Genomic DNA, 25,591 nt, shown 5'->3' on the forward strand with positions numbered 1-25,591 from the left:
GAGGATATTATGCCAAGTGTTAAAAAATTTTTGTTAGTTAAGCAGCAGCGTTTGACAAATGATGTCTTTCAGATGGATCTGCAAGCTGCCGCACCATTGGTTGGATATTTGCCTGGACGTTTTGTAATGGTTGCCATTCCTAATGGTTTACAGCAGTTGCGCCGACCGCTGGCAATTGCCGCTGTTGATGAAGCTGCTGGTAAATTAAGTTTGATCTATCGAGTTGTTGGTCAAGGAACGGCCCAATTAGCGGCTTTAACAACTGGAGAACAGTTGAGCATTTTAGGGGCATTGGGTAATGGTTTTGCCACCCAAAAACTTGTTTCCGGGGATCGGGTACTGCTGGTGGGCGGTGGTACCGGTTTACCGCCATTAATGTATTTAGCACGGTTTTTGGCACAAAAGGGTTGCTCAGTCACGACAATGGTTGGTTTCCGAACCCAAACACAAATTTTTGGCACACAGGTTTTTGCCGCAGCTGGAAAATTACAATTAGCAACTGATGACGGTTCTGCCGGAATTCAGGGCAATGTTGGAACACTTTTGGCGGCTTTTAATGCCACAGACTGCCAGCAGGTTTTTGCTTGCGGGCCATTAGGTTTACTGAAAGCTGTTCAGCAAAGATTTGCTAAGCAGACTATGCCGGTGGAACTATCATTAGAAAGCCGAATGGGCTGTGGAATGGGGGCTTGTGCCGGCTGTATGGTTTCAGTTGGCGGCGGCACTTTAAATCAGCATATTTGTCAAGAAGGACCGATTTTCTCAGCCGCGGAGGTGCAGCTATGAGTCAAACTAGTGAACAGCGTTTAGCAGTTAAACTACCAGGATTAAATTTAAAAAATCCAGTCATGCCGGCCAGTGGATGTTTTGCTTTTGGTGATAATCGTTATGCAGAGATGTTTGATTTGAATCAATTAGGAGCAATTATCATCAAAGCAGCGACCCTTGAGCCCCGAGTTGGCAATCCGATGCCGCGAATTGCTGAAGTTCCCGGTGGAGTTTTAAATGCAGTCGGGTTACAGAACCCCGGAGTTGATGTGATTTTAAAGGAAAAATTACCGCAATTAAAAGCCAAGTATCCGGAGTTGCCGGTAATTGCCAATGTTGCTGGTACGCAAGAAGCTGATTATGCTGAAACGGCCCGGCGCTTGAGTGATTCGGGAATGGTCGATGCCTTGGAATTAAACATTTCCTGTCCGAATGTTAAACAAGGCGGGATGCAGTTTGGAACTGATCCGGTTAGTGCTCAAGCGGTAACAGCTGCCGTCAAAAAAGTCAGCCGAGTACCGGTTTATGTTAAACTTTCACCTAATGTAACCGATATTGTAGCAATTGCGCAAGCAGCCGCAGCCGGTGGTGCCGATGGTTTAAGCATGATCAATACGCTTTTAGGGATGCGGCTGGATTTGAAAACGCGACAACCGGTATTAGCCAATGGAACTGGTGGTCTATCTGGTCCGGCGATTAAATCGATTGCGGTCCGCATGATCTATCAAGTTAGTCAAAAAGTAGACTTGCCGATCATTGCGATGGGTGGCATCAGCAATGCCGAAGATATTCTAGAAATGTTTATGGCGGGTGCCAGTGCAGTTGCTATCGGGACGGCGATCTTTCATGATCCGTTAGTTTTCCCGAAAGTAATAGCTGATTTACCCCAGAAAATGACTGATTTTAACATTGAAAGTCTAAGTGGCTTGATTGCCGAAGTAAGGAGTCAACGAAATGAAAATTAAGCGACCGATTATTGCCTTAGATTTTCCTGATCGGCAAGCAGTTCGCCGTTTCCTGGCTAAATTTCCCCAAGATGAAAATTTGTTTCTGAAAGTCGGGATGGAACTGTTTTATAGTGAAGGTCAGGATATTGTTCGTGAATTGATTGCCAATGGGCATGACGTTTTTTTAGATCTTAAATGTCACGATATACCGCATACAGTTGAACAGGCAATGAAAGTATTGGGAAAATTAGGTGTCAAGCTGACAACAATTCATGCCAGTGGTGGTACGCAGATGATGCAAGCAGCTAAAACCGGATTGTTAGATGGCAGCAATGGTGATCAAACGGCGGGAATTTTAGCAATTACGCAGTTGACATCAACTGATCAGACAATGCTGGAAAAAGAGCAACTGGTGCAGCAACCGTTAAAAATCAGTGTCTTGCATTATGCCCAATTGGCTCAGGCAGCCGGTTTGGCAGGCGTAGTTTGTTCCGCTTGGGAAGCAGCTGCGATTGAAGCCGCAACGGCCGCTGATTTTTTACGGATCACCCCGGGAATTCGTTTAGCTGGCGATCAAACTAATGATCAGAAACGAATCATGACTCCCGACCAAGCAGCACAGCAGCGCAGCAGTGGTCTGGTTGTCGGTCGTTCAATTACGCAAGCAGCTGATCCGTTTGCTGCTTATCAGACTGTATCAAAATTATGGAGGAATAACTAATGAAAGCAATTGCCGCTGATTTACTAAAGATTAAGGCTGTTTCACTTTCACCGCAACAGCCGTTTACATGGGCGAGTGGTATTAAAAGCCCGATTTATTGTGATAATCGGTTAACGATCAGTTATCCGCAAGTTCGTCGTCAGATTGCGATTGGTTTAGCTGAATTGATTAAGGCTCAGTTTCCGCAAGTTGAAGTGATCGCCGGGACGGCAACTGCTGGAATTCCGCATGCCGCTTGGGTAGCCGATTTATTGAACCTACCAATGATCTATGTCCGTTCCAAACCCAAAGATCACGGACAAGGACGGCAGATCGAGGGAGTATTGCAACCTGGGCAAAAAACGGTTTTGATTGATGATTTGATTTCGACTGGCGGCAGTGTTTTAAAAGCCGTTGCTGCCGCTCGAAAAGAACAGGCTGAAGTTATTGGTGTTGCTGGGATTTTCAGTTATCAGTTGGCAGCGGCCGATCAGAATTTTACAGCTGCGCAAGTTCCGTTTGCAACTTTGACAAATTATACAGAACTAATTGCTGCAGCTCAAGAACAGCAGGAATTAAGTACTGCTGATTTGACGTTGCTGCAAGCTTGGCGTCAGGATCCGACCAACTGGCAGCATTGATCATATTTTAATGTATAAACAGACCCAAGACAGCAATTGAATAATGATTGCTGTCTTTTTTTGGCAAACTATACAATCGGTTGTATAATTAATTTGAGTGAAACTAAGAAGAGGGGAATAAAAGTGGTCGATGAATTTATTTTACAGCGGCAGTTGATTCAATTGGGCAATCAGCTAAGCAACCGGCGTGATCGTGATTTAGCAGTTCAACAGCTGACATCCAGTCAATCAGCAGTTCTATTATATTTTGCCCAATATCCTGGCAGGCGGGTGCAGGATTTAAAAGATTTTTTGTGTGTGACACATCAGGCTGCGCAAAAATCAGTCATGAAATTAAGAGAACGTCAACTGCTGCAGAGTAAAGTTTCGCCGCAAGATGGTCGTGCGCATCAACTTTTTTTAACTTCCGCTGGAGAAAAAATGGCTGAAAAATTACGCGCACATGGTTTGCTGGCTGGTCAAGAGCTGTTGGCACCGCTCACTGAGAAACAAAAAACCCAGTTAGCTGAATTAGTGGCCTTGTTGTTAAAAAATAATCTCGGTGGTAGGTGATATGATGCGCAAAAATAATTTTAAACTGCTGTTGTGGCGTTACTGCTTGTTACTGATTGGTTTATTTTTTAATGCGTGCGGAGTAGCTGTAGTAACCAAAGCTGCTCTGGGAACATCACCACTGGCAGCAATTCCGTATAGCTTATCACTAGTCATTGATCACCTTTCTTTAGGTGAATGGACCATTATTTTCAGCATCGGTTTAATAATTTGTCAACTATTGCTGGAATTGCCGGTTATCAAATGGTCGGAAATATTGATCGAAACAATTTTATCATTTGTTTTTGGTGATTTGATCGATTGGGCGATGTCATGGCTGCAGCAGTTAGTATTGCGTGATTATTGGCAGTCTTTATTGCTGCTGGTGATCGGTTGTTTAATCATTAGTTGGGGTGCCTATTTTGAAGTGATAGCTGACACGGCCATGTTACCCGGTGATGCCTTTGTTCGGGCTGTCAGCCGCCGATTTGCAGTTGAATATGGTAAGCTTCGGGTAGTTTCGGATATTGCAATGTCATTAATTGGGGCCGCGATTTGTTTAGTCTTTTTGCACAATTTAAGCGGTGTCCGTGAAGGAACTTTGTTTTCAGCGCTGCTTGTCGGTAATTTGATCAAGCTGACGTTGAACAAAGCCCGACCGCTGACATCATGGTTGCTGGGAAAAACCAATTAAGCAAATTTGGCTTTAATTTTGGTAAAGTTTACAATGAAATTAAAGAGGAGGGGATCAAATGCATTCAGAAAGACTTTTAGCGGTTCATGGCAGTATTAATTTACGTGAGTTGGGGGGGTATCCGACACAAGATGGCCGGACTATTCGGTGGCATAAGTTATTGAGATCAGGTGATATGAGTCAAATTACCCGTCGCGGTGAATTTCAATTAAAACATTATGGTTTGCGGTATGATATTGATTTGCGTTCACCGATGGAACAAGATTATGCTCCTGACAAAATTCCAACGAAAACAATTTTTCGCTCCTATCCCGTTTACCCGGTGAGCGAAGGTGAAACAGAAGGCGATTTGCCACCGAATGAATTGGCAGCTCAGGCTGAGAAGACGTTTGATTACCAGGAACCATATCTAATGATGGTTCTTAATCCCCATTCACAATTGGCTTTTCGCTGTATGTTCAATGATTTATTGGCAAACGATCAACCGAACCAATCATTGTTGTTCCATTGTGCTGCTGGCAAAGATCGGACGGGGATTGCCGGTTTTTTAATTTTATCAGCACTGGGAGTTGATTATCAGTTGATTCGGCAGGATTATTTATTGACAAATGTAGTTTATAACGCAAACGATGAGCAGCAGTTGCGCAAAAAACTGCAAGCAGATCAAGCTGCCGAATTTATCAAAAAGATGAACGCTTCGTTTAATGTCTATGCCGAATCACTTGATGCAGCTCAGCAGGCAATTTTGCAGCATTATACCAGTTTGCAAAATTATCTAGCAGCGGCTATGGATCTGACACCGGACAAACTGAAGCGCCTGCAGCAGATTTATTTGGAATAATACCTGCTGGTAGTGATGGTTTATGCGCGAATTTGATGGCGCAATTAGTTGTTGTAAATTACGGGGAACTATAATTGCAATTCTTAATTTTGCCAGCACGCCGGCGCTATAATTTTTGGCTTAGTTAGTCATTTTATAGCTAAGTTATTTTTCAGGTTAGGACAATATTAGCGACTATTATGGATTTTCATGCTAAATTTAAAACAGTAGTCTTGTTTTGTTGCAGTGTTTGATTTAGAAGGAGGCTCCTAATATGAGCAATATTGCTGAAGTTTTTTCTGACTATCATTTCAGTAACCGACAATTGACTTTGTTGGCCGGCCCGTGTGCAATTGAATCTTATGAAACTTGCGCGCAGGTTGCTGAAGGACTTAAACAATTAACAACTGAACTTAAGATTAATTTTGTTTTCAAATCATCATTTGATAAAGCTAATCGTAGTTCTGGTTCTTCTGATCGCGGAGCTGGTCTAGAAAAGGGATTGGCTGTTTTGAAGCGCATAAAAAAAGAATATGACGTTCCGGTCGTGACTGACGTCCACGAGTCTATTCAATGTCAGCCAGTTGCCGAAGTTGCTGATGTTTTACAGATTCCGGCTTACTTAAGTCGTCAAACTGATTTGCTAGTAGCTGCCGGTAAAACCGGCCGAGTCGTAAATGTTAAGAAAGCACAATTTATGGCCGCTGGTGATCTACAAGGAGCGATTGATAAAATTACTCCCTACAGCAATAAGATTTTATTGACTGAGCGGGGGACAATGTTTGGCTATCATCAGCAGATCGTTGATTTTACTAATTTGCTGCAGTTACGCCAACTAGGATATCCAGTTATTTATGATGCAACACATTCAGTTCAGGTTCCTGGTGGTCATGGTAATCACTCCGGTGGTAACCGGGACTTTGCTTTTCCATTGATGCGTGCTGCTTTGACGATTGGCGTTGATGGAATCTTTGCCGAAGTTCATCCTAATCCACCAACAGCAATTTCTGATGCTGATAATCAATTATATTTGAGTAAAATGCGCCCGATTTTAACTGCCGCCGCTGACATGTTTGCACAGTATCAGCAGCAAAAAGAAAGCTGGGATGCAGATGGCTTACTATGAGATTGCCCAGAAAGTTTTTGATCAGGAAGCAGAGGCTTTAGCCAAAGTTGCTGAAAAATTAGATCAAAACTTTGATCAGCTGGTTGAACAAGCGGCAGCGGTAACAGGCCGAATTATTTTAATCGGAACCGGTAAATCACAACTGATTGCTGAAAAAATTGCCGCCTCGCTGTCATCAATCGGATCGCCGAGTTTTGCAGTTGATGCAGGAACGGCTTATCATGGCGACCTTGGCCGGGTTGCTGCTGATGATCTGGTTTTATTTGTGTCTAATAGCGGTGAGACACAAGAAGTTTTGCAGGCCTTGTTTGCCTTACAGCAAATTTTTCCTGATCAACTGCAATCGGTCGCTTTAACCGGAAATGTCAATTCAACTTTAGCTCAAAATTGCCAATTGGTTTTTGATTTAGGGGTCACTGGAGAAGTTGATCTAACTAAGATGGCACCAACAGCATCAACAACTGCTGTTTTGGCTTTTGGGGATGCTTTGTTGGTCGCCTTGGAAAAACAGAAGAATTTTTCACGCCGAGAATTTGCAAAATATCATCCCGGCGGCAGTATTGGCAAGATGCTGCTGCAGCGCGTCAAACATGTTATGTATACCAAAGTTCCTTATGTTAATCAAGATACATCGATTAATGAAGTGATTTATACGATCAGCAACTATGGGATCGGACTGACGCTGGTTCTTGAAAAAGTTGGCGGTAAAATAATCGGGATCGTGACTGATGGGGATATTCGGAAAAAATTTCTGCAAGTTTCTTCAGTTAAAAAATCAGTTGCGGCTGACTATATGACCAAGGGATTTATCAGTATTGATCAAAATCAGCGCAACCAAGCAGCCTGGAAATTAATGGCTAGTCATAATATCTCTAACTTGATCGTGACAGGTGATCAAAAAGAAGTTGTGGGTGTCGTGACAATTCATGAAGTTTTATAAAATCTAACGCTGAAGGCGAATTTATAAATGGAATTTTTATTTCAGCAGCGAAGAAATCTCTCATTATTTCTCTTCGCTGCTTTTTTTGAAAATCCATTTTAAAACGCTTACTATTTAATTGTAAATAATCACAACTGATTTTGGTTTCAAGTGCTGATTTTACGGGCAGATTTCTTCACAAAAAGGTTTTAAATAATTATTTTTAAGGTCTTATAATTATTAATAGACTCCAGTTAATTGTTGATTAGATAATTCACAGATTATTGTGAATTAGCTTGCAAAATATATTTTCTAGTGGTATATTTTAACTGTAAGAAAGCGTTTACTTGTTTGCAATTAAGGAGGCAATTAGAGATGAAACAGTTGAAGAAAACAGTTGATAATAGTACTGCCTGGGAAGGCTTTAAGGGCAGTCAGTGGCAGGAAGAAATTGATATTCGTGATTTTATTCAACAAAACTTTAAGCAGTACAACGGTGATGAATCTTTCCTAGAAGGGCCAACAGAAGCAACAACAACGTTGAACCAGAAATTGATTGATTTGAAATTAAAAGAAAGAGCAGCTGGCGGTGTGCTTGATGCTGATACAAAAGTAGTTTCAACCATCACTTCACATGCACCAGGCTATTTAGACAAAAAACTTGAAAAAATTGTTGGCTTACAAACCGACAAACCGATGAAGAAAGCATTGATGCCATTTGGCGGTATCCGAATGGCTAAAGATGCTTTAAATGCTTATGGGTTTAAAATTGATCCCGAAACTGATCACGTTTTCAGTGATTTAGTCAAGACACACAACCAAGGTGTTTTTGATGCCTATACTCCAGAAATTCGCCGTGCACGTCATTACAAGATCATTACCGGCTTGCCGGATGCTTATGCTCGTGGGCGAATTATTGGTGATTTCCCACGGATTGCACTTTACGGAATTGATCGTTTAGTTGCAGCAAAATTACATGATTTGGATAATTATGGCGATCATGAAATGACCGATGATGTTATTCAAATGCGTGAAGAAATTTCTGAGCAGATTCGGGCTCTTAACCAGATCAAAGAAATGGCTGCTTCATATGGTTACGATATTTCTAAACCGGCAACCAATGCTCAAGAAGCAATGCAGTGGCTTTACTTTGGCTACTTAGCAGCTATCAAGCAGCAAAATGGTGCTGCAATGTCAATTGGTCGGATTGATACTTTCTTGGATGTTTACATTGAACGTGATTTGGAACGCGGTGTCTTAACTGAAAAGGCAGCTCAAGAATTAATTGACCAATTCACAATGAAACTACGGATGGTTTCCTTCATTCGGACACCGGAATATAATTCACTATTTTCTGGTAACCCAATTTGGGCAACTCTTTCTATAGCTGGAATGGGATTGGATGGTCGTCACCATGTTACAAAGACAGCTTATCGTTTCTTGAATACTTTGAAAGATATGGGACCAGCTCCGGAACCAAATATTACCTTGCTTTGGTCAGAAAAATTACCAGAGCCTTTCAAGAAATACGCAGCTGGAGTTTCAGTTGAAAGTTCAACCATCCAGTACGAAAATGATGACTTGATGGTTAAACAATGGGGCACTGATTATTATGGCATTGCTTGCTGTGTTTCAGCACAACCAATTGCTAATGGAATTCAGTACTTCGGTGCACGGGCAAACTTGGCTAAAACAGTTCTATATGCCATCAATGGTGGTAAAGATGAAATTGGTAAAGCACAGGTTGGACCGGCTTATGAACCGATTACCAGTGAATATATCGACTATGATGAATTCATGAAGAAATTTGACCCGATGTTGGATTGGTTAGCTGATATCTATGTCAATGCTTTGAACACAATTCATTATATGCATGACAAATATTATTATGAATCAGCTCAGTTAGCTTTGAAAGATACTCGTTTGGATCGGACATTCGCTACCGGAATTTCTGGTTTATCAGTTGCTGCCGATTCAATTTCAGCAATTAAGTATGGTCATGTTAAAGTTATCCGTGACGAAAATGGAATTGCAGTTGATTTCAAGACTGATCAAGACTTCCCTCGCTATGGTAACAATGATGATCGGGCAGATAAGATTGCTGTTTGGTTAGTCAAATCACTGTATACCAAGATGAACAAACATCATCTTTATCGTGGAGCTAAGTTATCAACTTCTGTTTTGACCATTACTTCAAATGTTGTTTATGGTAAAAACACTGGTACAACTCCAAATGGTCGGCAAAAGGGCGATCCATTCTCACCAGGTGCTAACCCAGCATATGGTGCAGAAACCAGTGGAGCTTTAGCATCATTGCTTTCAGTTGCCAAAATTCCTTACAAATATGCTACTGATGGTGTTTCAAATACCTTTGCGGTTACTCCATCAACCTTGGGACATGATGAGTCTTTGGAAGCTGACACTTTGGTTAATATGATCAGCGGTTATATGAAGAATAACGGACATCATTTGAACATCAACGTCTTCAATCGTGACACTTTGTTGGATGCTCAGAAACATCCAGAGAAGTATCCAACCTTGACGATCCGCGTATCAGGCTATTGCGTTTACTTTGCTGATTTGACCAAGGAACAACAAGATGATGTTATTTCACGGACATTCCATCAGACAATGTAGTAAAATATTTCGTTGATTGAAAAGTTCAATATGTGCTTAATAGATTAATTGGATAAGTAAGTTAGCGAAGCAGAACTAAAAATGAATGCCGATTGATTATAAGCATGATCAACCGGTATTTATTTTTGAATTAAGTAATTCAGGTTTTAAGAGATAGAATTGAGGAGGACTTGCTTATGGCAGGAGAAAAACATGTAACGCAACACGCGCTGCGTCAGCGGCCGGTTCCGATGCGTGATGGCCAAGTAGTCGGTTATGTTCATTCAACAGAGAGTTTTGGTGCGGTTGACGGTCCCGGAATTCGTTTTGTAGTATTTGTCCAAGGCTGTAATATGCGCTGCCAATTTTGTCACAATCCAGATACTTGGAAGAAAAATGTCGGCACTCAAATGACTAGTGATGAAATTTTAAAAATGGCATTGCCATACCGCCAATTTTGGGGTAAAAAAGGCGGCATTACACTTAGTGGTGGTGAAATTCTGGTTCAAATCGAATTTGCAATCGAATTATTCACTAAATGTAAAAAATTAGGAATCAATACGTGTCTTGATACCTGTGGCCAGCCGTTTACTCGCCGTGAACCATTTTTCAGCAAATTTAAGCAATTGATGGAAGTTACCGATATTCTTTTAGTTGACATTAAACACATCAACTCAGATGAACATCGCAAGTTAACTGGATATCGAAATGAAAACATTTTAGATATGTGCCAGTATCTTTCCGATATTGGCAAACCGGTTTGGATTCGTCATGTTTTAATTCCACAAAGAACTGATTATGATAATTATCTTGCACAATTGGGTGATTATATTAAGACTCTTAAAAATGTCAAAAAGGTTGAAGTATTGCCATATCACACACTTGGTGTACCTAAATATCATGAAATGGGAATTAAATATGCGTTGGAAGGGATTGAACCGCCAACACCAGATCGGGTAAAAAATGCTGAACGTTTATTGCATGTTGCTGATTACCGCGGCTATTTAGAAGATTAAGTAATTTAGAATTTGTTATAAAAGCCTTTTGGAGAAAATGCTGTTTAAGTATTTTTTTCAAAAAGGCTTTTTATTTTCGATAGCAAGGATATATTGCTAAACTTGAGTAAACTAACTCAAGGGTATAAAAAATAAACTTCTAATATTAACTAGAAGTTTATATAAAAAATAAGCTTTAATTTTATTATAAAATTAAGAAATCAGATTAATCTACTTAATTTAGACGGTAGTAGTTGACAGCGCATCTGCCTGCATCGTTTTTTTGGTTTGGTTCAGCAAATTTTGGCTGCTTAGCAGTTGATCGATCTCAGCAGCTGCAAAACCTTGTTGTTTGAGCAGTGTTCGAATATTAACTCGTTCTTTCAGAGCAGTCTTAACAATCGCAGTCGCTGCTGCATAGCCAATTTTAGGCGCTAATACGGTAGCGATCTCAGCCGAGTTTTCAACTAAAGAACGGCAACGAACTTGATTGACTTTCAAGTCTTGCAGGCAATGGTTGATCAAAGTCGTAATGCCTTTTGTTAACAATTCAGCTGCATCAAATAAATCTTTAAACATAACCGGTTCAAAAGCATTTAATTCCAATTGTCCAGCTTCAACTGCCATAGTGACAGTGGTTGCATAGCCAATTACTTGAAAAACGATCTGATTAACGACTTCGGGAATAACCGGATTGACTTTTCCGGGCATGATCGATGAACCTGCTTGAGTTTTAGGAAGTTCTAATTCACCTAAACCGGCTTGTGGACCACTGCCCAGCAAGCGAAGATCGTTGGCGATCTTTCCCAGGGCAGCAGCTAAATTCTTGCAGGCGTCAGCAACTGCTAGAAAACTATCAGTATTTTGGACGGCATCTTGCAGATCGGTAGCTTGTCGCAACGGCAATTGAGTTAATTTGGCTAAGTCGGCGACGATATTTTCCTGATATTTTGGGGTGGTATTGATGCCGGTTCCAATAGCAGTTCCGCCTAATGGAATTGACAGCAGTTCGGTACTAGCAGTTGTCAAGCGCTTTGAGCAGCGTTGCAGTAAACTGGCGTATGCAGTGAAGCTGGCGCCAAAAGTTGTTGGAACGGCATCTTGCAGCTGTGTTCGACCTAATTTAATTGTCTGCTGATGAGCGGCAGCTAATCGTTGAAATTCTTGGATTAAGCGATCCAATTGCTGATTTAGCTGATTGATTAGTTCTAATAAGGCTAACTTGGCAGCGGTTGGGTAAGTGTCATTGGTTGACTGACTGCGATTAACATCATCATTTGGATGAAGAAATTTGTACTCGCCTTTTTTATGTCCCAGTAATTCGAGGGCTCGATTAGCAATGACTTCGTTGACATTCATATTGGTGCTGGTACCGGCACCACCTTGGATTGCCGGTGTGATAAATGCAGTTTGGTAGTGGGCAAAGTTCTGACTAATTTCTTGACCGGCTTGCGTAATCGCTTGATATTTTTTTTCGGTTAACTGACCAGCGGCATAATTTGCTTCAGCAGCAGCCATTTTAATTAAAATTAATTTTTTAAGTAGCAGAGGATGAACTTTTTGGGTGGTAACCGCAAAATTTTGTGCAGCTCTTTGAGAATGAATTCCATAATAAGCTTGACTCGGAATTTCTAGTGTACCAATTGAATCTCTTTCTATTCGCATAATCGATGATCTCCTCTTTTTATTGATGTTTTTCATTACGAGCAATAACTTAACACATATACCAATTTTAAAAAAGGGGTGTCTTCGATTTTAGTGGATAGCAAAGATTCGCTTCACGCGGACTTAAGTTTATTAAAAAACAGACGATTAGTTTTTTAGGAATATAAAGTTTAGTATAATAACATAAATCTGGATTTTTTTCCGATACTTTATAAATTTTCTGTTATAATAAGACTAAGCGTTTACAAAATTATTTGCGATTAAATCGGCTTTTTATATTGTCAAGTTAAATAGTTTTGTTTTATTATTAATAAGAAATTAGAGAATCTATTAAGATAAAGCGGTATTTTATTTAATAATGCCCAAGGGGAATGGGAATATGAAAACAAAACAGGAGAACATCTTTTCTTCTAAAACGCTCAGCTATTTTTTACAATTAGCTGAAACAATGAGTTATACACAAGCAGCTCAAATTTTAGGAATTACACAACCAGCTTTGACACAACAAATTAAGAAATTAGAGCGAACTGTAGGAGCACCGCTCTTTTATTCAGTCGGGAAAAAACTGCATTTATCGGATGCAGGCTATACGATGCTGGATGCGACTCATCAGATTTACGAAACGCTTAATCAAGCTTCAGATGAGATTCAGCAATCGACTAGTGCGACCCAAGGTGAAATCAGCATTGGTGTTTTAGCTTCGATTGAAGACCAGGTATTCATTCAGTTTGCAGTTCAGTATTATTTGAAAAATCCAGAAGTAAAGCTGATTTTTCATATGCTGACGCGAAAGGAAATCTGGGAACGGTTGGAAAATAATACTATCGATTTAGCAATTATGTATTTGCCGGATGATAGCATTAAAAATTGGAAACCGTATGAAACCCGCAAAATTTTAACTGAGGATTTATTGTTTGTTCATCATGAACCGCAGTGGTCCAAAAAGAAACGAATTCGGCTGCGTGATACTTTGGAACAAAAGTGGGTAACTTATCCGCCTAAATATTACTTGAATAGTCTGATTCGGGAATCATATAAAAATGCCTTGCTTGATAAGCCGGTCAGTGTTGCTCACTTTGCCACTCCGTCACAGTTGTTTAATTTTGCCAATATTACCGGAGTAGCAACTGCTTTGCCTTATTCATACGTAATTGCACATAAAGCTGAAAGTCAGAAAAAATTTTGGACGGCTTTATTTGAACCAGCAATCTCTTTTGATTTGGCTTTTGTTTTTCGGCGTGATAAGGATCAAATTCCGCGAATTGAAAACATTATGAGTGATTTTGACAAATATTTGAGTGAGAAGGATTACCTTTCACGCTTGACAGAAATCAGCCAAAAAGGTTAAATCGATAGTGAAGGTTTAATATAGATTGGAGACTTAGAAATGAAAGAATTAGTTTTTGGACATAAAAGTCCAGATACCGATGCTGTTGTTGCAGCAAAGGCATTTTCTTATTTGCAAAATCAATTAGGTTACGATACCGAAGCGGTAGCATTAGGTGAGTTAAATGATGAAACCAAGTTTGTTTTAAAACATTTTTCTGAACCGGCTCCGCGGATTATTACCGCAGCTAAACCAGAAGTTGATGCGGTAATGCTGGTCGATCATAATGAGGCTCAGCAGAGTGTAGCTGATTTGAAGGATGTTCAAATTACGCACGTAGTTGATCATCATCGGATCGCTAACTTTGAAACTGCTGCTCCGTTGTATTATCATGCAGAACCACTTGGCTGTACCAGCACGATTTTGCTTAAGCTTTTCAAGCAGCATAAAGTTGCTGTTCCGGCTAAATTAGCTGGTTTGATGCTTTCAGCAATTATTTCTGATACTTTATTATTCAAATCACCGACCACAACTCCAGAAGATGAAGCTGCAGTTAAAGAATTGGCTAAAATTGCCGGGGTTGATTATCAAACTTATGGCTTGGAAATGTTAAAAGCCGGTACTAATTTAGCCAGCAAGACTGAGCAAGAATTAATTACCGCTGATGCTAAATCATTTGAAATGGGTGGCAAGACTATCCGGATTAACCAAGTAAACACAGTGGACTTGGACGAAGTTTTTGCTCGCGAGGCAAAATTGCGGGCAGCTATTGCAGCTGAAAATAAGGCTCAGGGCTACGATTTATTCTTGTTGATGGTTACTAATATTTTGGATAGCAATACTCGTTTATTAGCAATTGGCGAACCGCAAGAGGCAGTCGAAAAAGCTTTCAATGCAAAATTGGTTGATAACAAAGTTGATTTGCCAGGCGTTGTTTCCCGGAAGAAGCAAGTTGTTCCGCCATTGCAAAAAGCTTTTTAAGCATTCTGTAAAAGCTGATAGGTTCCAAAATTTATGAGCCGTTCGTTCTTAATTGAGCGAATGGCTTTTTTTTGCTGCTAATTTTAATCACTTAGGTTGCTATTTGAAACAAAAATCGTTAATTCATTTGAGTTGATAGTGCTTATTTGAAAGCTGTTTTAGCAAGTAATCAATAATTTACTGACTTTTTATATTTTTAAACCGTTTTCGTAAGTGAACATGAAATTGCCTTTGCTTATAATGCGTGTTTGTAATATAATTATTAGTGATTTTAAAATTTGATAACGAGTGGGGATTATATGAGTCAAGAAAAGCGAATCGAATTGATCAAACAGTTATTGGAAGAACGTCAGGAATTAACAACTAAGGATATTATGAGCGAATTTGGGGTTTCGCAAGATACGGCTCGCCGTGATATTGTACTGTTGGCTGAACGTGGTGAAGTCAAACGCACCCATGGAGGCATCTTACCGCTGGACTTCGGTAATCAGGTTTTAAATTTTCAAAAAAGATTATCATTATTTACCAAAGAAAAAACGCGGATTGCTTTAGAAGCAGTCAATCATTTTCATGCACATCACGTTTATTTTATTGATGCATCAACAATTTTATTAAAAACCTGCCAGAATCTTAATCTGCCGCTAACTGTTATTACTCACTCACTTGATAATTGTATGGCTTTGGCCGAACAGTCTAAAGTGACGGTTAAAGCTTTAGGCGGTACGTTTGATCATGAAAGCCGGTTTTTTTATTCGGATGAGGCTTTGCAAGAACTAGACAACGTAGCTTTTGACACAGTCTTTATTGCAGCCTCCGGAATTGATGAGCATGGAATTTATATTCTGAAACAAGAAGATGCTAAAATAGTTGGCCGGGCTGTCGAACGGGCACGGCGAGTTATTTTAGTAGCTGAACATCAAAAATTTGTAAATACTTCATATTTCCGCATCTGCAAACCAGATCGGGTGTCTTTATTTATTACTGATCAACCGCTAACGCCAGCTGAAAGAGCTATTTTCCCTAAAACAACTAAAATTCAAGTTGCTGGTGATGAAGTTATCCGCTAATCTGACCAATTATTGTATGAAAAATGCTAAATAAAAGTTTAAATTAGCATTTTACTTGCATTTTTGAACAAAAAAAGTTAAAGTTTCAGTTATATGGTTCTTTATTAGCTGAATGTTCTAGCGTTACCTTTAATTGAATGCTCAGTTTGAGTTGATGAGGGCAGCTTGTGGTGATTTCAACGAACGGCCCGCGTGTCGATTAGCATTTGTGGGAGGTCGGTATTAGTGGATATCAGATTGAATGACAAATTGTTTGAGAAAATTTCTACTGGTTCAAAAACGGTTGAAGTTTTTCTTAATGATGAGCAGATGAAACATTTTGGGGTTGGAGATACACTAGCAATTCATCGCGAGTCAAATGATGACGACTATATTTTGACGAGTGTGTGGAGTATTAAAAAATGTCGAACGATCGACGAAGTCTATCAAAAATTTCCTGCGGCAGCAATTGGGTTGACTTCTACGGAGCTGGCTCAATCTTATTCGACTGAGGCTATTAAGCGGCATGGGTTATTAGCGATAAAAATCAGATTGCTGAAATCTAATTTTAATTAAGCAAACTACTTGGGATTGAGAATTAACTCAGTTCCTTTTTTAATTCATTTATTGTAAACCTAAAACTAAAAATAAGTTGACAAAGTTTAAAAAATACGGTAAATTAAGCTTATTCTTAAATGGGGTGAAAAAAATGCAAGCATCTAAGTTAAAAAGAGTAGTTCTTGATGGGATGATGTTGGCAGTAATGATTGTTTGTGCACAAATAACAATTCCGTTACCATTGATTCCACTAACACTGCAAACTTTTGCGGTAGGAATTATTGCGTCATTACTACCATTAATTGACGGTTTTCAAGTAATATTGGTTTACATATTGTTGGGGGTAGTTGGTTTGCCGGTTTATGCTGGTTTCAGCAGCGGAACAGCTGCTTTGCTTGGGCCGACCGGTGGCTATCTGGTATCGTTTGTTGTTTATCAGCTAGTGACGGCTGCTTGGCTGACTAGATCCGATCGATCCGCTCAACAAATTTTATTGGCTAATTGTTGTGGTGCACTGCTCAATTTATTAATCGGTTCACTTTGGATGATCCCGGTTTTGCATTTAAGCTGGCAGCAAGCTTTGCTGACAGGGCTGGTTCCATTCTTATTGCCGGCTTTAATTAAAATCGTGGTTTTGCTGCCGATTGTTTTACGTTTGAAAGGGTTGGTAGCTAAAACGTTTGTTAAGCCCAGCTAATGATTTTAAAATAAACTGCAAATAATTTACAAATAAAAAGATCGGCTGAATTAATCAATTTGATTTGTTCAGCCGATTTATTTTGTTTTAAGCGTGAATCTTTAGTTAAACAATAATCTATAGCTAATCGTTTCTGACGGACATCGTGGTATAATAATATTAACTATCAAATACAAGGAGCAGTAGCCATGATAAACGATAAATTTAATACTAAAATCGAACAAATTGCGATTTCGGATATTCGACAGTTTGATACCGAAGTCAGTGCCATTCCGGGAATTATTAAACTGACTTTAGGTGAACCGGATTTTAATACGCCTGATCATATCAAACAAGCTGCAATTAAAGCAATTGAAGCTAATAAGTCGCATTATACACCGAATGCTGGACTGCCGGCTTTACGCAAAGCGGCTGCTGATTACTATAATAAAAAATTTAATTTGCATTATCAGCCGGAACAGGTAGTCACAACAATTGGGGCGACTGAAGGAATTGCTGCTAGTTTGCAGACAATTATTAATCCAGATGATACGGTAATCGTTCCAACGCCGATTTTCCCAATTTATATTCCTGATACTAAAATCAACGAAGGTAATGTTATCTTAGTGGACACCAGCAAGGATAATTTTGTTTTGACTGCCGACCGCTTGCGGCAGGTTATCGAAGAACATCCGTTAGCTAGAATCAAAGCCTTGGTTTTAAATTATCCCTGCAATCCAACGGGCGTAACTTATTCGCGGCAGCAATTAGAGGCTATTGCCCAAGTAGCGCGCGACTATGATTTTTGGATAATTAGCGATGAAATTTATGCTGAATTGACTTATCAAAAAAAGCATATTTCAATGGGTGAGGTTTTACCGGAAAAAACAATTTTGTTAACCGGATTATCTAAGTCGCATGCCATGACTGGTTGGCGAATCGGTTATATTTTAGGACCGCAGGATTTTATAGAGCAAGTTGTTAAATCACATCAATATATGGTTACTTCCCCAACAACGGTTTCTCAATATGCGGCTTTAGAAGCAATGACGAATGGTCAAAGAGATAGCTTGGCAATGAAAAAAGAATATGATAAGCGACGAGCTTTTCTGGTTAAGGAATTGGCAGAAGCCGGTTTTAAAACGGCAAGTGCCGATGGAGCTTTCTATCTGTTTGCTAAAATTCCAGCTGGCTGTGTTCAAGATTCATGGACTTTTGTCCGTTCCTTGGCTCAGCAAGCCAAAGTCGCTTTAATTCCAGGAGTTTCTTTTGGCCCTGGCGGTGAAGGTTATGTTAGGATTAGTTATGCTGCCAGTATGAAACAATTGCAACAAGCAGCTGCGGCAATCAAACAGTATGTTGCCCAGCATTCGGCTTTGAGCAAGGGGCAAAAGTAATACTAAGTGAAAGAAGTTGAAAAAATGGCTACAGCTGAAACAACGCGGCCAATCGGAGTATTTGATTCCGGAGTTGGCGGAATCAGTGTCTTAAAAGAATTGTATCGTCTATTGCCGCATGAGGATTATATTTTTTATGGTGATTCTGCGAATGCTCCTTATGGAACACGAACAACAGCAGATGTGCGTAATTTAAGTTTTGCGGTTGTTGAAAAATTAATGAAACAAAACATAAAAGCTTTGGTTATTGCTTGTAATACTGCTACGAGTGCAGCAGTTAATCAAATTCGTGAGCGCTATCCCAATCTACCAGTTGTTGGTCTTGAACCAGCAGTTAAGCCAGCAATCGAGCGTTATCCGCAGCAACGAATTGCGGTCATGGCAACAGAATTGACCTTACGTGAGGAAAAATTTCAAAAACAGCTTAATCGTTATCAAGGAGCAGCTAAATTAATATCGGTGCCAGCTCCTGATTTAGTTGAATTTGTTGAACGCGGAGAATTGGATTCAGTAGCTTTGAATGCATATTTAACTAGATTATTGGCACCGCTCAAACCAGTTAGTGCAGTCGTTTTGGGTTGCACCCATTTTCCATTTGCGCGGCCGGTTATTCGCAAAATCGTCGGTTCAAAACCTTGGATTATTGATGGTGGTCCGGGGGCTGCTCGCGAATTGCAGCGACTATTGGAAACCGCCGCTTTACTGAATTCGCAAAATACTGCCGGTCAGGTAAAATTCTATAATAGCGATCCTGATCCGATTAAAATTGAGTTAAGTCAAAAACTGTTTGAAGCAGTAATTGATTAGCAGTGATCAGTGATTTAGAAAAAATTGGTTACCTAGTGAAAAGGACCAAGTAGCTATGAACAATTGAGTTAAAAAGCTAAGCAATTTACAAACTGTTTATTTACGATTATTGAGAGGGACTGCACAAAATATTTTTTGTTACAGCCCCTTTTGCATACAAATAAAAAAGGAATTGAAGCCATGCAAACACCAAAAAGAGATGTAAAACTACCTGAGTGGTATTTAAGACGCCAAAATCCAGTATATGGCTGGTTTAGAAGGCATTTTAGCGGTAATTGGGTCACTAATTATCTAATTGGAATTTCGATTGTCGTTTATTTGATTGAGTTTTTTTTGAGCGGCAGCTTTAACATTAGCGGTCGCGTTTTAGAAATTATGGGAGGCCGTTGGAATCCTGATTTAATGGCTGGTGAATGGTGGCGTTTATTTACGCCGATTTTCTTGCATGTTACGGTCTATCATATTGCTTTTAATATGGCAGCATTGTATTATGCCGGTTCACTGGTCGAAGAAATTTACGGTCATTTTAAATTTTTGCTGATTTATCTGTTTACCGGATTTACCGGTAATTTATTAAGTGCACTGTTTAAACCAAATGTTATATCAGCAGGAGCATCCACTTCATTGTTTGGTTTGTTTGCAGTATTAGCACTGATGCAAGTTGTCCGCGGTTTTCGTCATCAATTTGCAGAAATCAGCCGCACTGCGACCACGTTGATTGTTGCCAATTTAATTTTTAACTTGTTTACACCGGGAGTGGATATTGCGGGGCACATCGGTGGGCTGATTGGCGGGGCAATTTCAGTTTTGCTATGGACCCCAGCTGATGTGCGTAAGCATTATCTGCATAATATATTAGGAACCGCAGTTGCTTTGGTGGTGATCGTGGGAACTTGTCTATGGTTTACCGGCGGCCTTTACTAAGGGTTGATTTTCTTAGTGGCAGTACTGTTAAATGGGGTTAATTTATTTTATTTATTGAAAAAATCATATCAAGTTGAAAAAACTACCAAATAAAAAAATCGTTTGCATTCGCTGACCAGCTGATCAGTCAACGCAAACGATTTTTTGTTGGAATTAATTTTCTTCAGAAATTTGTTGCCGATTTTCTAAACGTGCCAGCAATGGCATGATCAAACCAACTCCAAATAAAACGAAGACGGAGAAGAGATTCATCAATAGCTGGTGATCATAGGCAGCTGTTCCAAATTTTACATCTTGTGGGATGAAACTCATTAGCGCACAAACAAAGGAAAAGATGAAACACCAAGTGCCGACTGCAATTGCAGCGGCTTTGTTTTTGATAAAAACAAATGACGAATGGAAACGTTCGGATTGCCAGCGAACGGCAATAAAGGCTACAAAAATCCAGCAGTTTTTGAAAGGAAAGACGATTCCATTCAAATTCAGCAGCCAATTAAAAATAGCGTTAATATTTGGCAAAGTTCCGCTCATTAACAATAAGAATAGGCACAAGCCGCTAGTCAGAACGTAACTATGCAACGGCCGACCATTTTTATTGCGTTTGCTTAACCAGTGCGGCATAAAACTGGCCGCGGTATCACCGGCTATCACCCAACTGGCGGCATCTAATAAGACTGCCAACTGAGCCATCATATAAATAGCTTGGACGACAGTAAAGATGTATAACAACACATTCCCCATCCCTAAACGCTGTCCCAGCAATTGGAAAGCATAATAAGATCCATTCATTTTCAAATCATGCGGTAAATGATTGGCATTGAAGAAGATAGCCAGTGAAAAAGTCCCAAAAACGGTTAAAAAGGCAGTCATGAACGCTACCAGCCACATAGCTTTGGGAAAGTCCCGGTTCGGATTGCGCATCTTGATTAGATAAGGAGCAACCAACTCTGCACCGCAAACCGCAAACATTAATAAACCGGTTGTTGAAAAATATTGCAGACTGAAATGTGGGATAAACGAGCTTAGATTGAAAGGATGAGTGGCGATCTGTCCACCATGAGCCAATGAATAACCGGTCATAATTACAAATAAGACGGTCATTAAAAACATTGCGCCACCGCCGATAGTTGCCATAACCTCCATTGAACGTTTGAAGAAGTTCTGCAATAAAATAAAAATCAGAATAATAACAAAAGTTAATAACCCGAAAGTAAAATTCGACATGCGCTGACCTAATGAATTATCGCCTAAAACCAACCAACTGAAAGAAACAATTACCGAGTTGGCGACATCAACAATATAAGGTAGACTGGCTGCCCAGTACATCCAAGCAGTCCAATAGCCTAAAGTATCATTAGTACTGTGACGTACCCACGATGAAAGGCCGCCGTCTTCTTGACCGGTAAAAGTTGCTCCTAGTTGACTGACCGACATTTCATAGGGAATTACGAAGGCAAAAACCATAAAGACCCAAGTGAAAACAACTGAGAGTCCCTGGTTTTGCAAGGGATAGAGAATATCATCAAAGCCGATTATGGTCACAAAATCTAAAAAGGCGATGACCGGCCAGCTGATAAAATGTTTTTTTGTAAGTGAATTTTCCATATTTCCTCCTAAATAAATTAATCCGCTGCGCGACTGGCGGTTTTATTTGGGGGTTTGCAATGGAGCCAAACTATTTGCGACTGCATTTTTTCTCGCTTTCTATAAAAAAGGTCACTGCCCATTGTAAAAATAAAGTTTCGTAAATGCAAATTTTTATTTAATATCTGCTTGTCAGCTCCATTGTCTTAGTGTAGTATATAGGTATCACAGTGATACAAGGATTGAAGGTGGAAATTACGAAGTTTAAAGCCAATTTGCCGATTTATCTGCAAGTTAGTGATCTGCTGGCTGAACGAATTATTCGGGGGAGTTATCCGGTCAACAGCAAGGTACCTTCAGTTAGGGAATTAGCTGAAGAATTGACGACTAATCCGCGAACAATTCAAAATGCTTTGAAAGAGTTGATCGATGCTCAAATATTAATTACGCGGCGGGGACAAGGCAACTTCGTAACAGCTGACCGTAGTAAAATTGTTGAGCTGAAACAACAGCGGGTTAAGCAAAAAACAGCTGAATATCTTGATAGCCTGCAGCCATTTTTAAGTTGGAATGAAATTATCACGGCAGTAGAAAAAGAAATTGCCAAAAGGAGGGAGCAATAACGATGTCAGCACAAGGGTTAGAATTACAGCATGTTGGTTATAAAAAAATGACAAAGGTTATTTTAAATGATATCAGCGTCAAAATTCCGTTGGGGCGGTTAGTTGTTTTATTAGGTGAAAATGGGGTTGGTAAAACAACTTTGATGCGAGTTATCAGTGATTTAAATAAGGGGTATCAGGGGAAAGTCTGTTTGAATGGGGTCAGCGATGAACGACGGAAAAGTTTAATTTCTTTTTCAGATAATCTAAGCAGTTTTCGTTCCAAAATATCATTGAATGACGTTATTGCTTTTTATCAGCAGGGCTATCCAGATTTTGATCTTCAACGGGTTAATGAATTACTGAACTTTATGCGGATTGATCCTTTACAACGATTGGGGAGTTTGTCTAAAGGTAACCGTGAAAAATTTGTAATTGCATTGACATTAGCTCGACGAACCAGATTGTATTTGCTGGATGAACCTTTGAGCGGGGTTGATATTTTCAGCCGTGATAAGATTATTTCTAGTCTGGTTAAATGGATCGATAATGATTCGCTGTTGCTGATCTCGACCCATCATCTAAGCGAATTGGAACAAGTAATTGATGATGTACTGATTTTAAAAGATCAGACAATGTTGGAATATCGGAATGTTGAAGATATTCGCCAGCAAGAGGGTTTAAGCGTTGAAGAATATTACCGACAGACTTATCTAGAACATTAACAAGGGGGCGAAAGAATTGCTGTCAAACAGAAAAAATATACGGTTTGTTATTTAAGGATGCTTTACAGGATTTTCGTTTATTGGGGGTAGCTGGTCTGGCGATCAGTTTGTTTTGGCCATTGGGGATGCTGCTCAAACTGGGGGTCAATCGTAGTTTTTGGACAAGTTTTGCCATTGGGGAAACTGTAATTGCTTTTATCTTATTAGGCATCGGTTTTATCTGTTTATTTGCCAGCATCAATCAGGTTTGGTTGAGTAATCGATTTCGCTTGCTGCCGGCCAGTACTTCACAGTTATATTTCAGCAATCTACTGATGAAAACAGCTGGCTTTTTACTGATTATCGGCTTGCTGGCACTGATTGATTTTGCCTTATCCGGCCTAATTTTAAGAAATTGGCTGATGACGCCGATCGAATTTCAGCGGGCAATCAGCAAAGCCACATTTTCAATGACGGATGTTATGAATGTCGTTGTAAGTTTTGTAGACGCGATGGTTTCGCTGATTGTTGAATTAACTTTCCTATTGATTTTGACAGAGACACTGGAAAACTTCGTTGCAGAAAAATATCAACGACTAGTCGGAGTAGTTAGTTTTATAGTTTTACTATTTTTATTTTCATTTGTTGATGAAAAAATCAGTAATTTAATTTCAAATGATATAGTTAGCGTTACTAGTGTCTTATTTGATGCAGTAGTGGTAATTCTCTGCATTTGGGCAAGTATATATTTATTAAAAAATTGGGTGGAGAGCCGTAAGTAGTTTTAAGCATCTTGGGGGATGAAACGATTGAGAAAGAATAAGAAAAAATTAGGAATTATCGCGGTAATTGTTGTTATTTTTATTGGATTGATTGTGGCAGGAGTTAAACTGCACCATCATCCAACGACAAGTGCCAAAAAGATTTATCGAACAATTAAATTACAACAGCAAGAACCGCTGACCTTGATGGGGAAGGTTGCGGCTAGTAAAACACAAATTTTGCAGAATCCAGTTGGTAAGGTGCAGCAAGTCGAGGTGCAAAATGGACAGACGGTTACGCAAGGGCAGGAGCTTCTAACGACTTACAGTGATTCGGCTCACCAAGCAGTTACCAGCCAACAGCAAGAAATCAATAAACTGCAGCGGAATTTGAATTCGGCTAATAGCCAAGTCAAGCAGCTGCAGCAGCAATTGGCAGCAACTGATACAAGTGATGACGGCTATAATGATTTAAAGCAGCAGTTGACGCAGGCCCAAGATACTGTTTCGGATACGCAAGCTGAATTAACGAGTTCTAATCAGAAGCTGCAGCAGCTTAATAATAAAGTTAATGGTACTTTGAAGGCACCTTATAACGGTGTGATTGATCTCAGTTATACACCAACCGGGACACCGCAGATCAAATTACAAGCAGCTGACTTGCAGGCTACCAGTCAAGTTTCCGAGTATAATTATGCCAAATTAAATCCGGGCACCAAAATTCAAATCACGGCTGTAGCAACTAAAGAAAAAACAACTACTGAAGTTGCTTATCTGTCAAAAACAGCAGCTGCTGACAGTACCAAAAATGAAGCCAAGTATCAATTCACAGCACCAGTTTCTGGTAAATACATGGATGGGCAGACGATTAAGATTGCTGTTGCGCAAACTGGTATTCGGATTCCCACTTCAGCAATTTATCACGGCAAGGTTTTTGTTACTAACCAACATAAAGTCAGTCAAGTTATCAGTGTCAGCGGCTTGCGCCAAGATGGCTATTTAACTACTGATAATAATGATTTGAAGGGACAGACGATCATTACGAATCCCGATGCGCATTTGAAACAGGGAAGTAAGGTAGCTGCCGATGATTAAACTCGAAAATATTAATAAATATTATCAGCAAGGCGGCAACCAATATCATATTTTGAAGGATATTAATTTAACGATTGGTCAAGGGGAGTTTGTTTCGATTATGGGGCAGTCAGGAGCTGGAAAATCCACCTTGATTAATATTATCGGTTTTTTGGATGATCAGTTTGAAGGCAGTTATTATTATTTGAATCAGCCGATTCATGATTATACACGACGTGATTTTTCCAAATTGCGTAATCAAAATGTTGGCTTCGTATTTCAAAATTTCAAACTAATTAAGAATTTAACGATCGCCGAAAATATTGCCTTGCCATTGCTATATGCCGGTCAAAAACGCAAATTGATCAAAAAACAAATTGTTCAAGCTTTGACAGCGGTCGGGTTGCCGGCTAGTGAGCATAAAAAACCGACCAATTTATCTGGTGGGCAGCAGCAGCGTGTTTCGATTGCCCGGGCAATTATTACCCAACCAAAATTTTTGATTGCTGATGAACCGACCGGAGCTTTAGATAGTCAAACCTCAAAAGAAATTATGGCACTTTTTAAACGCTTGAATCAGCAAAATAATACGACAATTATTATGGTAACGCATGATCGCAAAGTAGCTGCTCAGGGGGAGCGGTTGATCCAGATTTTGGATGGCAAGATTATATCTGATGAAAAGATTGGGGTGAAGGCCTAATGCAGTTTTGGGAGCTATTCAAGAC

26 protein-coding genes are annotated in these 25,591 nt (G+C 39.8%); 24 read left to right on the plus strand and 2 right to left on the minus strand.

Going from position 1 to position 25,591, the window contains the following annotated elements:
- The first annotated feature begins 9 nt into the window (after positions 1 to 9).
- From FC89_RS01285 to pflA, 11 genes are all read left to right on the plus strand, one after another.
- Positions 10 to 786, plus strand: coding sequence for a dihydroorotate dehydrogenase electron transfer subunit (locus FC89_RS01285; RefSeq protein WP_057870740.1), 777 nt, complete (start codon positions 10 to 12; stop codon positions 784 to 786).
- On the plus strand, positions 783 to 1,733 hold the full coding sequence (locus FC89_RS01290) for a dihydroorotate dehydrogenase (protein WP_057870741.1): 951 nt from the start codon (positions 783 to 785) through the stop codon (positions 1,731 to 1,733). Before FC89_RS01285 ends, FC89_RS01290 begins: the two co-directional genes overlap by 4 nt.
- Positions 1,723 to 2,436 carry an orotidine-5'-phosphate decarboxylase gene (pyrF, locus tag FC89_RS01295; protein ID WP_057870742.1) on the plus strand — a complete coding sequence of 238 codons (714 nt, stop codon included), beginning with the start codon at positions 1,723 to 1,725 and terminating at the stop codon, positions 2,434 to 2,436. The genes FC89_RS01290 and pyrF overlap by 11 nt, the downstream gene beginning before the upstream one ends.
- Entirely contained in the window at positions 2,436 to 3,056 is a 621-nt protein-coding gene (pyrE, locus tag FC89_RS01300; RefSeq protein ID WP_057870743.1) for an orotate phosphoribosyltransferase, read from the plus strand. Before pyrF ends, pyrE begins: the two co-directional genes overlap by 1 nt.
- A 123-nt stretch (positions 3,057 to 3,179) precedes the next feature.
- A complete protein-coding gene (locus FC89_RS01305) occupies positions 3,180 to 3,608 on the plus strand; it encodes a MarR family winged helix-turn-helix transcriptional regulator (RefSeq protein WP_057870744.1) in 429 nt (142 codons plus the stop codon).
- Position 3,609: 1 nt separating this feature from the next.
- A complete protein-coding gene (locus tag FC89_RS01310) occupies positions 3,610 to 4,281 on the plus strand; it encodes a YczE/YyaS/YitT family protein (protein WP_057870745.1) in 672 nt (223 codons plus the stop codon).
- Positions 4,282 to 4,339: 58 nt separating this feature from the next.
- Positions 4,340 to 5,122: a tyrosine-protein phosphatase gene (locus FC89_RS01315; protein ID WP_057870746.1), complete on the plus strand. Its 783-nt coding sequence runs from the start codon at positions 4,340 to 4,342 to the stop codon at positions 5,120 to 5,122.
- Positions 5,123 to 5,375: 253 nt separating this feature from the next.
- Positions 5,376 to 6,227 (plus strand): 3-deoxy-8-phosphooctulonate synthase, encoded by an 852-nt coding sequence (kdsA, locus tag FC89_RS01320; RefSeq protein ID WP_057870747.1) that lies wholly within the window; start codon positions 5,376 to 5,378, stop codon positions 6,225 to 6,227.
- A complete protein-coding gene (locus FC89_RS01325; protein ID WP_057870748.1) occupies positions 6,214 to 7,167 on the plus strand; it encodes a KpsF/GutQ family sugar-phosphate isomerase in 954 nt (317 codons plus the stop codon). The genes kdsA and FC89_RS01325 overlap by 14 nt, the downstream gene beginning before the upstream one ends.
- Positions 7,168 to 7,521: 354 nt before the next feature.
- Positions 7,522 to 9,783, plus strand: coding sequence for a formate C-acetyltransferase (gene pflB, locus FC89_RS01330; RefSeq protein ID WP_057870749.1), 2,262 nt, complete (start codon positions 7,522 to 7,524; stop codon positions 9,781 to 9,783).
- Positions 9,784 to 10,013: 230 nt separating this feature from the next.
- The gene (pflA, locus tag FC89_RS01335) at positions 10,014 to 10,778 is read left to right on the plus strand and encodes a pyruvate formate-lyase-activating protein (protein WP_415588987.1); all 765 of its coding nucleotides are present in this window, start codon (positions 10,014 to 10,016) and stop codon (positions 10,776 to 10,778) included.
- Positions 10,779 to 10,997: 219 nt separating this feature from the next.
- Here pflA and FC89_RS01340 read toward each other — a convergent pair whose 3' ends face one another.
- Positions 10,998 to 12,422 carry an aspartate ammonia-lyase gene (locus FC89_RS01340; protein ID WP_057870751.1) on the minus strand — a complete coding sequence of 475 codons (1,425 nt, stop codon included), beginning with the start codon at positions 12,420 to 12,422 and terminating at the stop codon, positions 10,998 to 11,000.
- A 379-nt stretch (positions 12,423 to 12,801) separates the two neighbouring features.
- Here FC89_RS01340 and FC89_RS01345 point away from each other — a divergent pair, with 379 nt between their 5' ends.
- The 8 genes from FC89_RS01345 to FC89_RS01380 all read left to right on the plus strand — a co-directional run bounded on the left by FC89_RS01345 (position 12,802) and on the right by FC89_RS01380 (position 20,138).
- On the plus strand, positions 12,802 to 13,770 hold the full coding sequence (locus FC89_RS01345) for a LysR family transcriptional regulator (RefSeq protein ID WP_057870752.1): 969 nt from the start codon (positions 12,802 to 12,804) through the stop codon (positions 13,768 to 13,770).
- A gap of 39 nt (positions 13,771 to 13,809) precedes the next feature.
- The gene (locus FC89_RS01350) at positions 13,810 to 14,730 is read left to right on the plus strand and encodes a manganese-dependent inorganic pyrophosphatase (protein WP_057870753.1); all 921 of its coding nucleotides are present in this window, start codon (positions 13,810 to 13,812) and stop codon (positions 14,728 to 14,730) included.
- A 299-nt stretch (positions 14,731 to 15,029) separates the two neighbouring features.
- Complete coding sequence (locus FC89_RS01355) at positions 15,030 to 15,797, plus strand: DeoR/GlpR family DNA-binding transcription regulator (RefSeq protein ID WP_057870754.1); 768 nt, start codon at positions 15,030 to 15,032, stop codon at positions 15,795 to 15,797.
- 225 nt (positions 15,798 to 16,022) lie between these two features.
- A complete protein-coding gene (locus FC89_RS01360) occupies positions 16,023 to 16,352 on the plus strand; it encodes an ASCH domain-containing protein (protein WP_057870755.1) in 330 nt (109 codons plus the stop codon).
- Positions 16,353 to 16,485: 133 nt separating this feature from the next.
- Complete coding sequence (locus FC89_RS01365) at positions 16,486 to 17,031, plus strand: biotin transporter BioY (protein ID WP_057870756.1); 546 nt, start codon at positions 16,486 to 16,488, stop codon at positions 17,029 to 17,031.
- 191 nt (positions 17,032 to 17,222) lie between these two features.
- Positions 17,223 to 18,407 carry a pyridoxal phosphate-dependent aminotransferase gene (locus tag FC89_RS01370; protein ID WP_057870803.1) on the plus strand — a complete coding sequence of 395 codons (1,185 nt, stop codon included), beginning with the start codon at positions 17,223 to 17,225 and terminating at the stop codon, positions 18,405 to 18,407.
- A gap of 24 nt (positions 18,408 to 18,431) precedes the next feature.
- The gene (gene murI / locus FC89_RS01375; protein ID WP_057870804.1) at positions 18,432 to 19,214 is read left to right on the plus strand and encodes a glutamate racemase; all 783 of its coding nucleotides are present in this window, start codon (positions 18,432 to 18,434) and stop codon (positions 19,212 to 19,214) included.
- A gap of 180 nt (positions 19,215 to 19,394) precedes the next feature.
- The gene (locus FC89_RS01380) at positions 19,395 to 20,138 is read left to right on the plus strand and encodes a rhomboid family intramembrane serine protease (protein WP_057870757.1); all 744 of its coding nucleotides are present in this window, start codon (positions 19,395 to 19,397) and stop codon (positions 20,136 to 20,138) included.
- 153 nt (positions 20,139 to 20,291) lie between these two features.
- Here FC89_RS01380 and FC89_RS01385 read toward each other — a convergent pair whose 3' ends face one another.
- Positions 20,292 to 21,743, minus strand: coding sequence for an APC family permease (locus FC89_RS01385; RefSeq protein WP_057870758.1), 1,452 nt, complete (start codon positions 21,741 to 21,743; stop codon positions 20,292 to 20,294).
- A 227-nt stretch (positions 21,744 to 21,970) separates the two neighbouring features.
- Between FC89_RS01385 and FC89_RS01390 the strand changes: the two genes are divergently transcribed.
- From FC89_RS01390 to FC89_RS01410, 5 genes are all read left to right on the plus strand, one after another.
- On the plus strand, positions 21,971 to 22,345 hold the full coding sequence (locus tag FC89_RS01390; protein WP_057870759.1) for a GntR family transcriptional regulator: 375 nt from the start codon (positions 21,971 to 21,973) through the stop codon (positions 22,343 to 22,345).
- Positions 22,346 to 22,347: 2 nt separating this feature from the next.
- On the plus strand, positions 22,348 to 23,049 hold the full coding sequence (locus FC89_RS01395) for an ATP-binding cassette domain-containing protein (RefSeq protein WP_057870760.1): 702 nt from the start codon (positions 22,348 to 22,350) through the stop codon (positions 23,047 to 23,049).
- 80 nt (positions 23,050 to 23,129) lie between these two features.
- Positions 23,130 to 23,810: a hypothetical protein gene (locus FC89_RS01400; RefSeq protein ID WP_157060626.1), complete on the plus strand. Its 681-nt coding sequence runs from the start codon at positions 23,130 to 23,132 to the stop codon at positions 23,808 to 23,810.
- Between the two features lie 27 nt (positions 23,811 to 23,837).
- Positions 23,838 to 24,884, plus strand: coding sequence for an efflux RND transporter periplasmic adaptor subunit (locus FC89_RS01405; protein ID WP_057870762.1), 1,047 nt, complete (start codon positions 23,838 to 23,840; stop codon positions 24,882 to 24,884).
- Positions 24,877 to 25,566: an ABC transporter ATP-binding protein gene (locus tag FC89_RS01410; RefSeq protein WP_057870763.1), complete on the plus strand. Its 690-nt coding sequence runs from the start codon at positions 24,877 to 24,879 to the stop codon at positions 25,564 to 25,566. The genes FC89_RS01405 and FC89_RS01410 overlap by 8 nt, the downstream gene beginning before the upstream one ends.
- The last annotated feature ends 25 nt before the right edge of the window (positions 25,567 to 25,591 follow it).

Source organism: Liquorilactobacillus ghanensis DSM 18630 (assembly GCF_001435235.1).
Taxonomy (GTDB): Bacteria; Bacillota; Bacilli; order Lactobacillales; family Lactobacillaceae; genus Liquorilactobacillus; species Liquorilactobacillus ghanensis.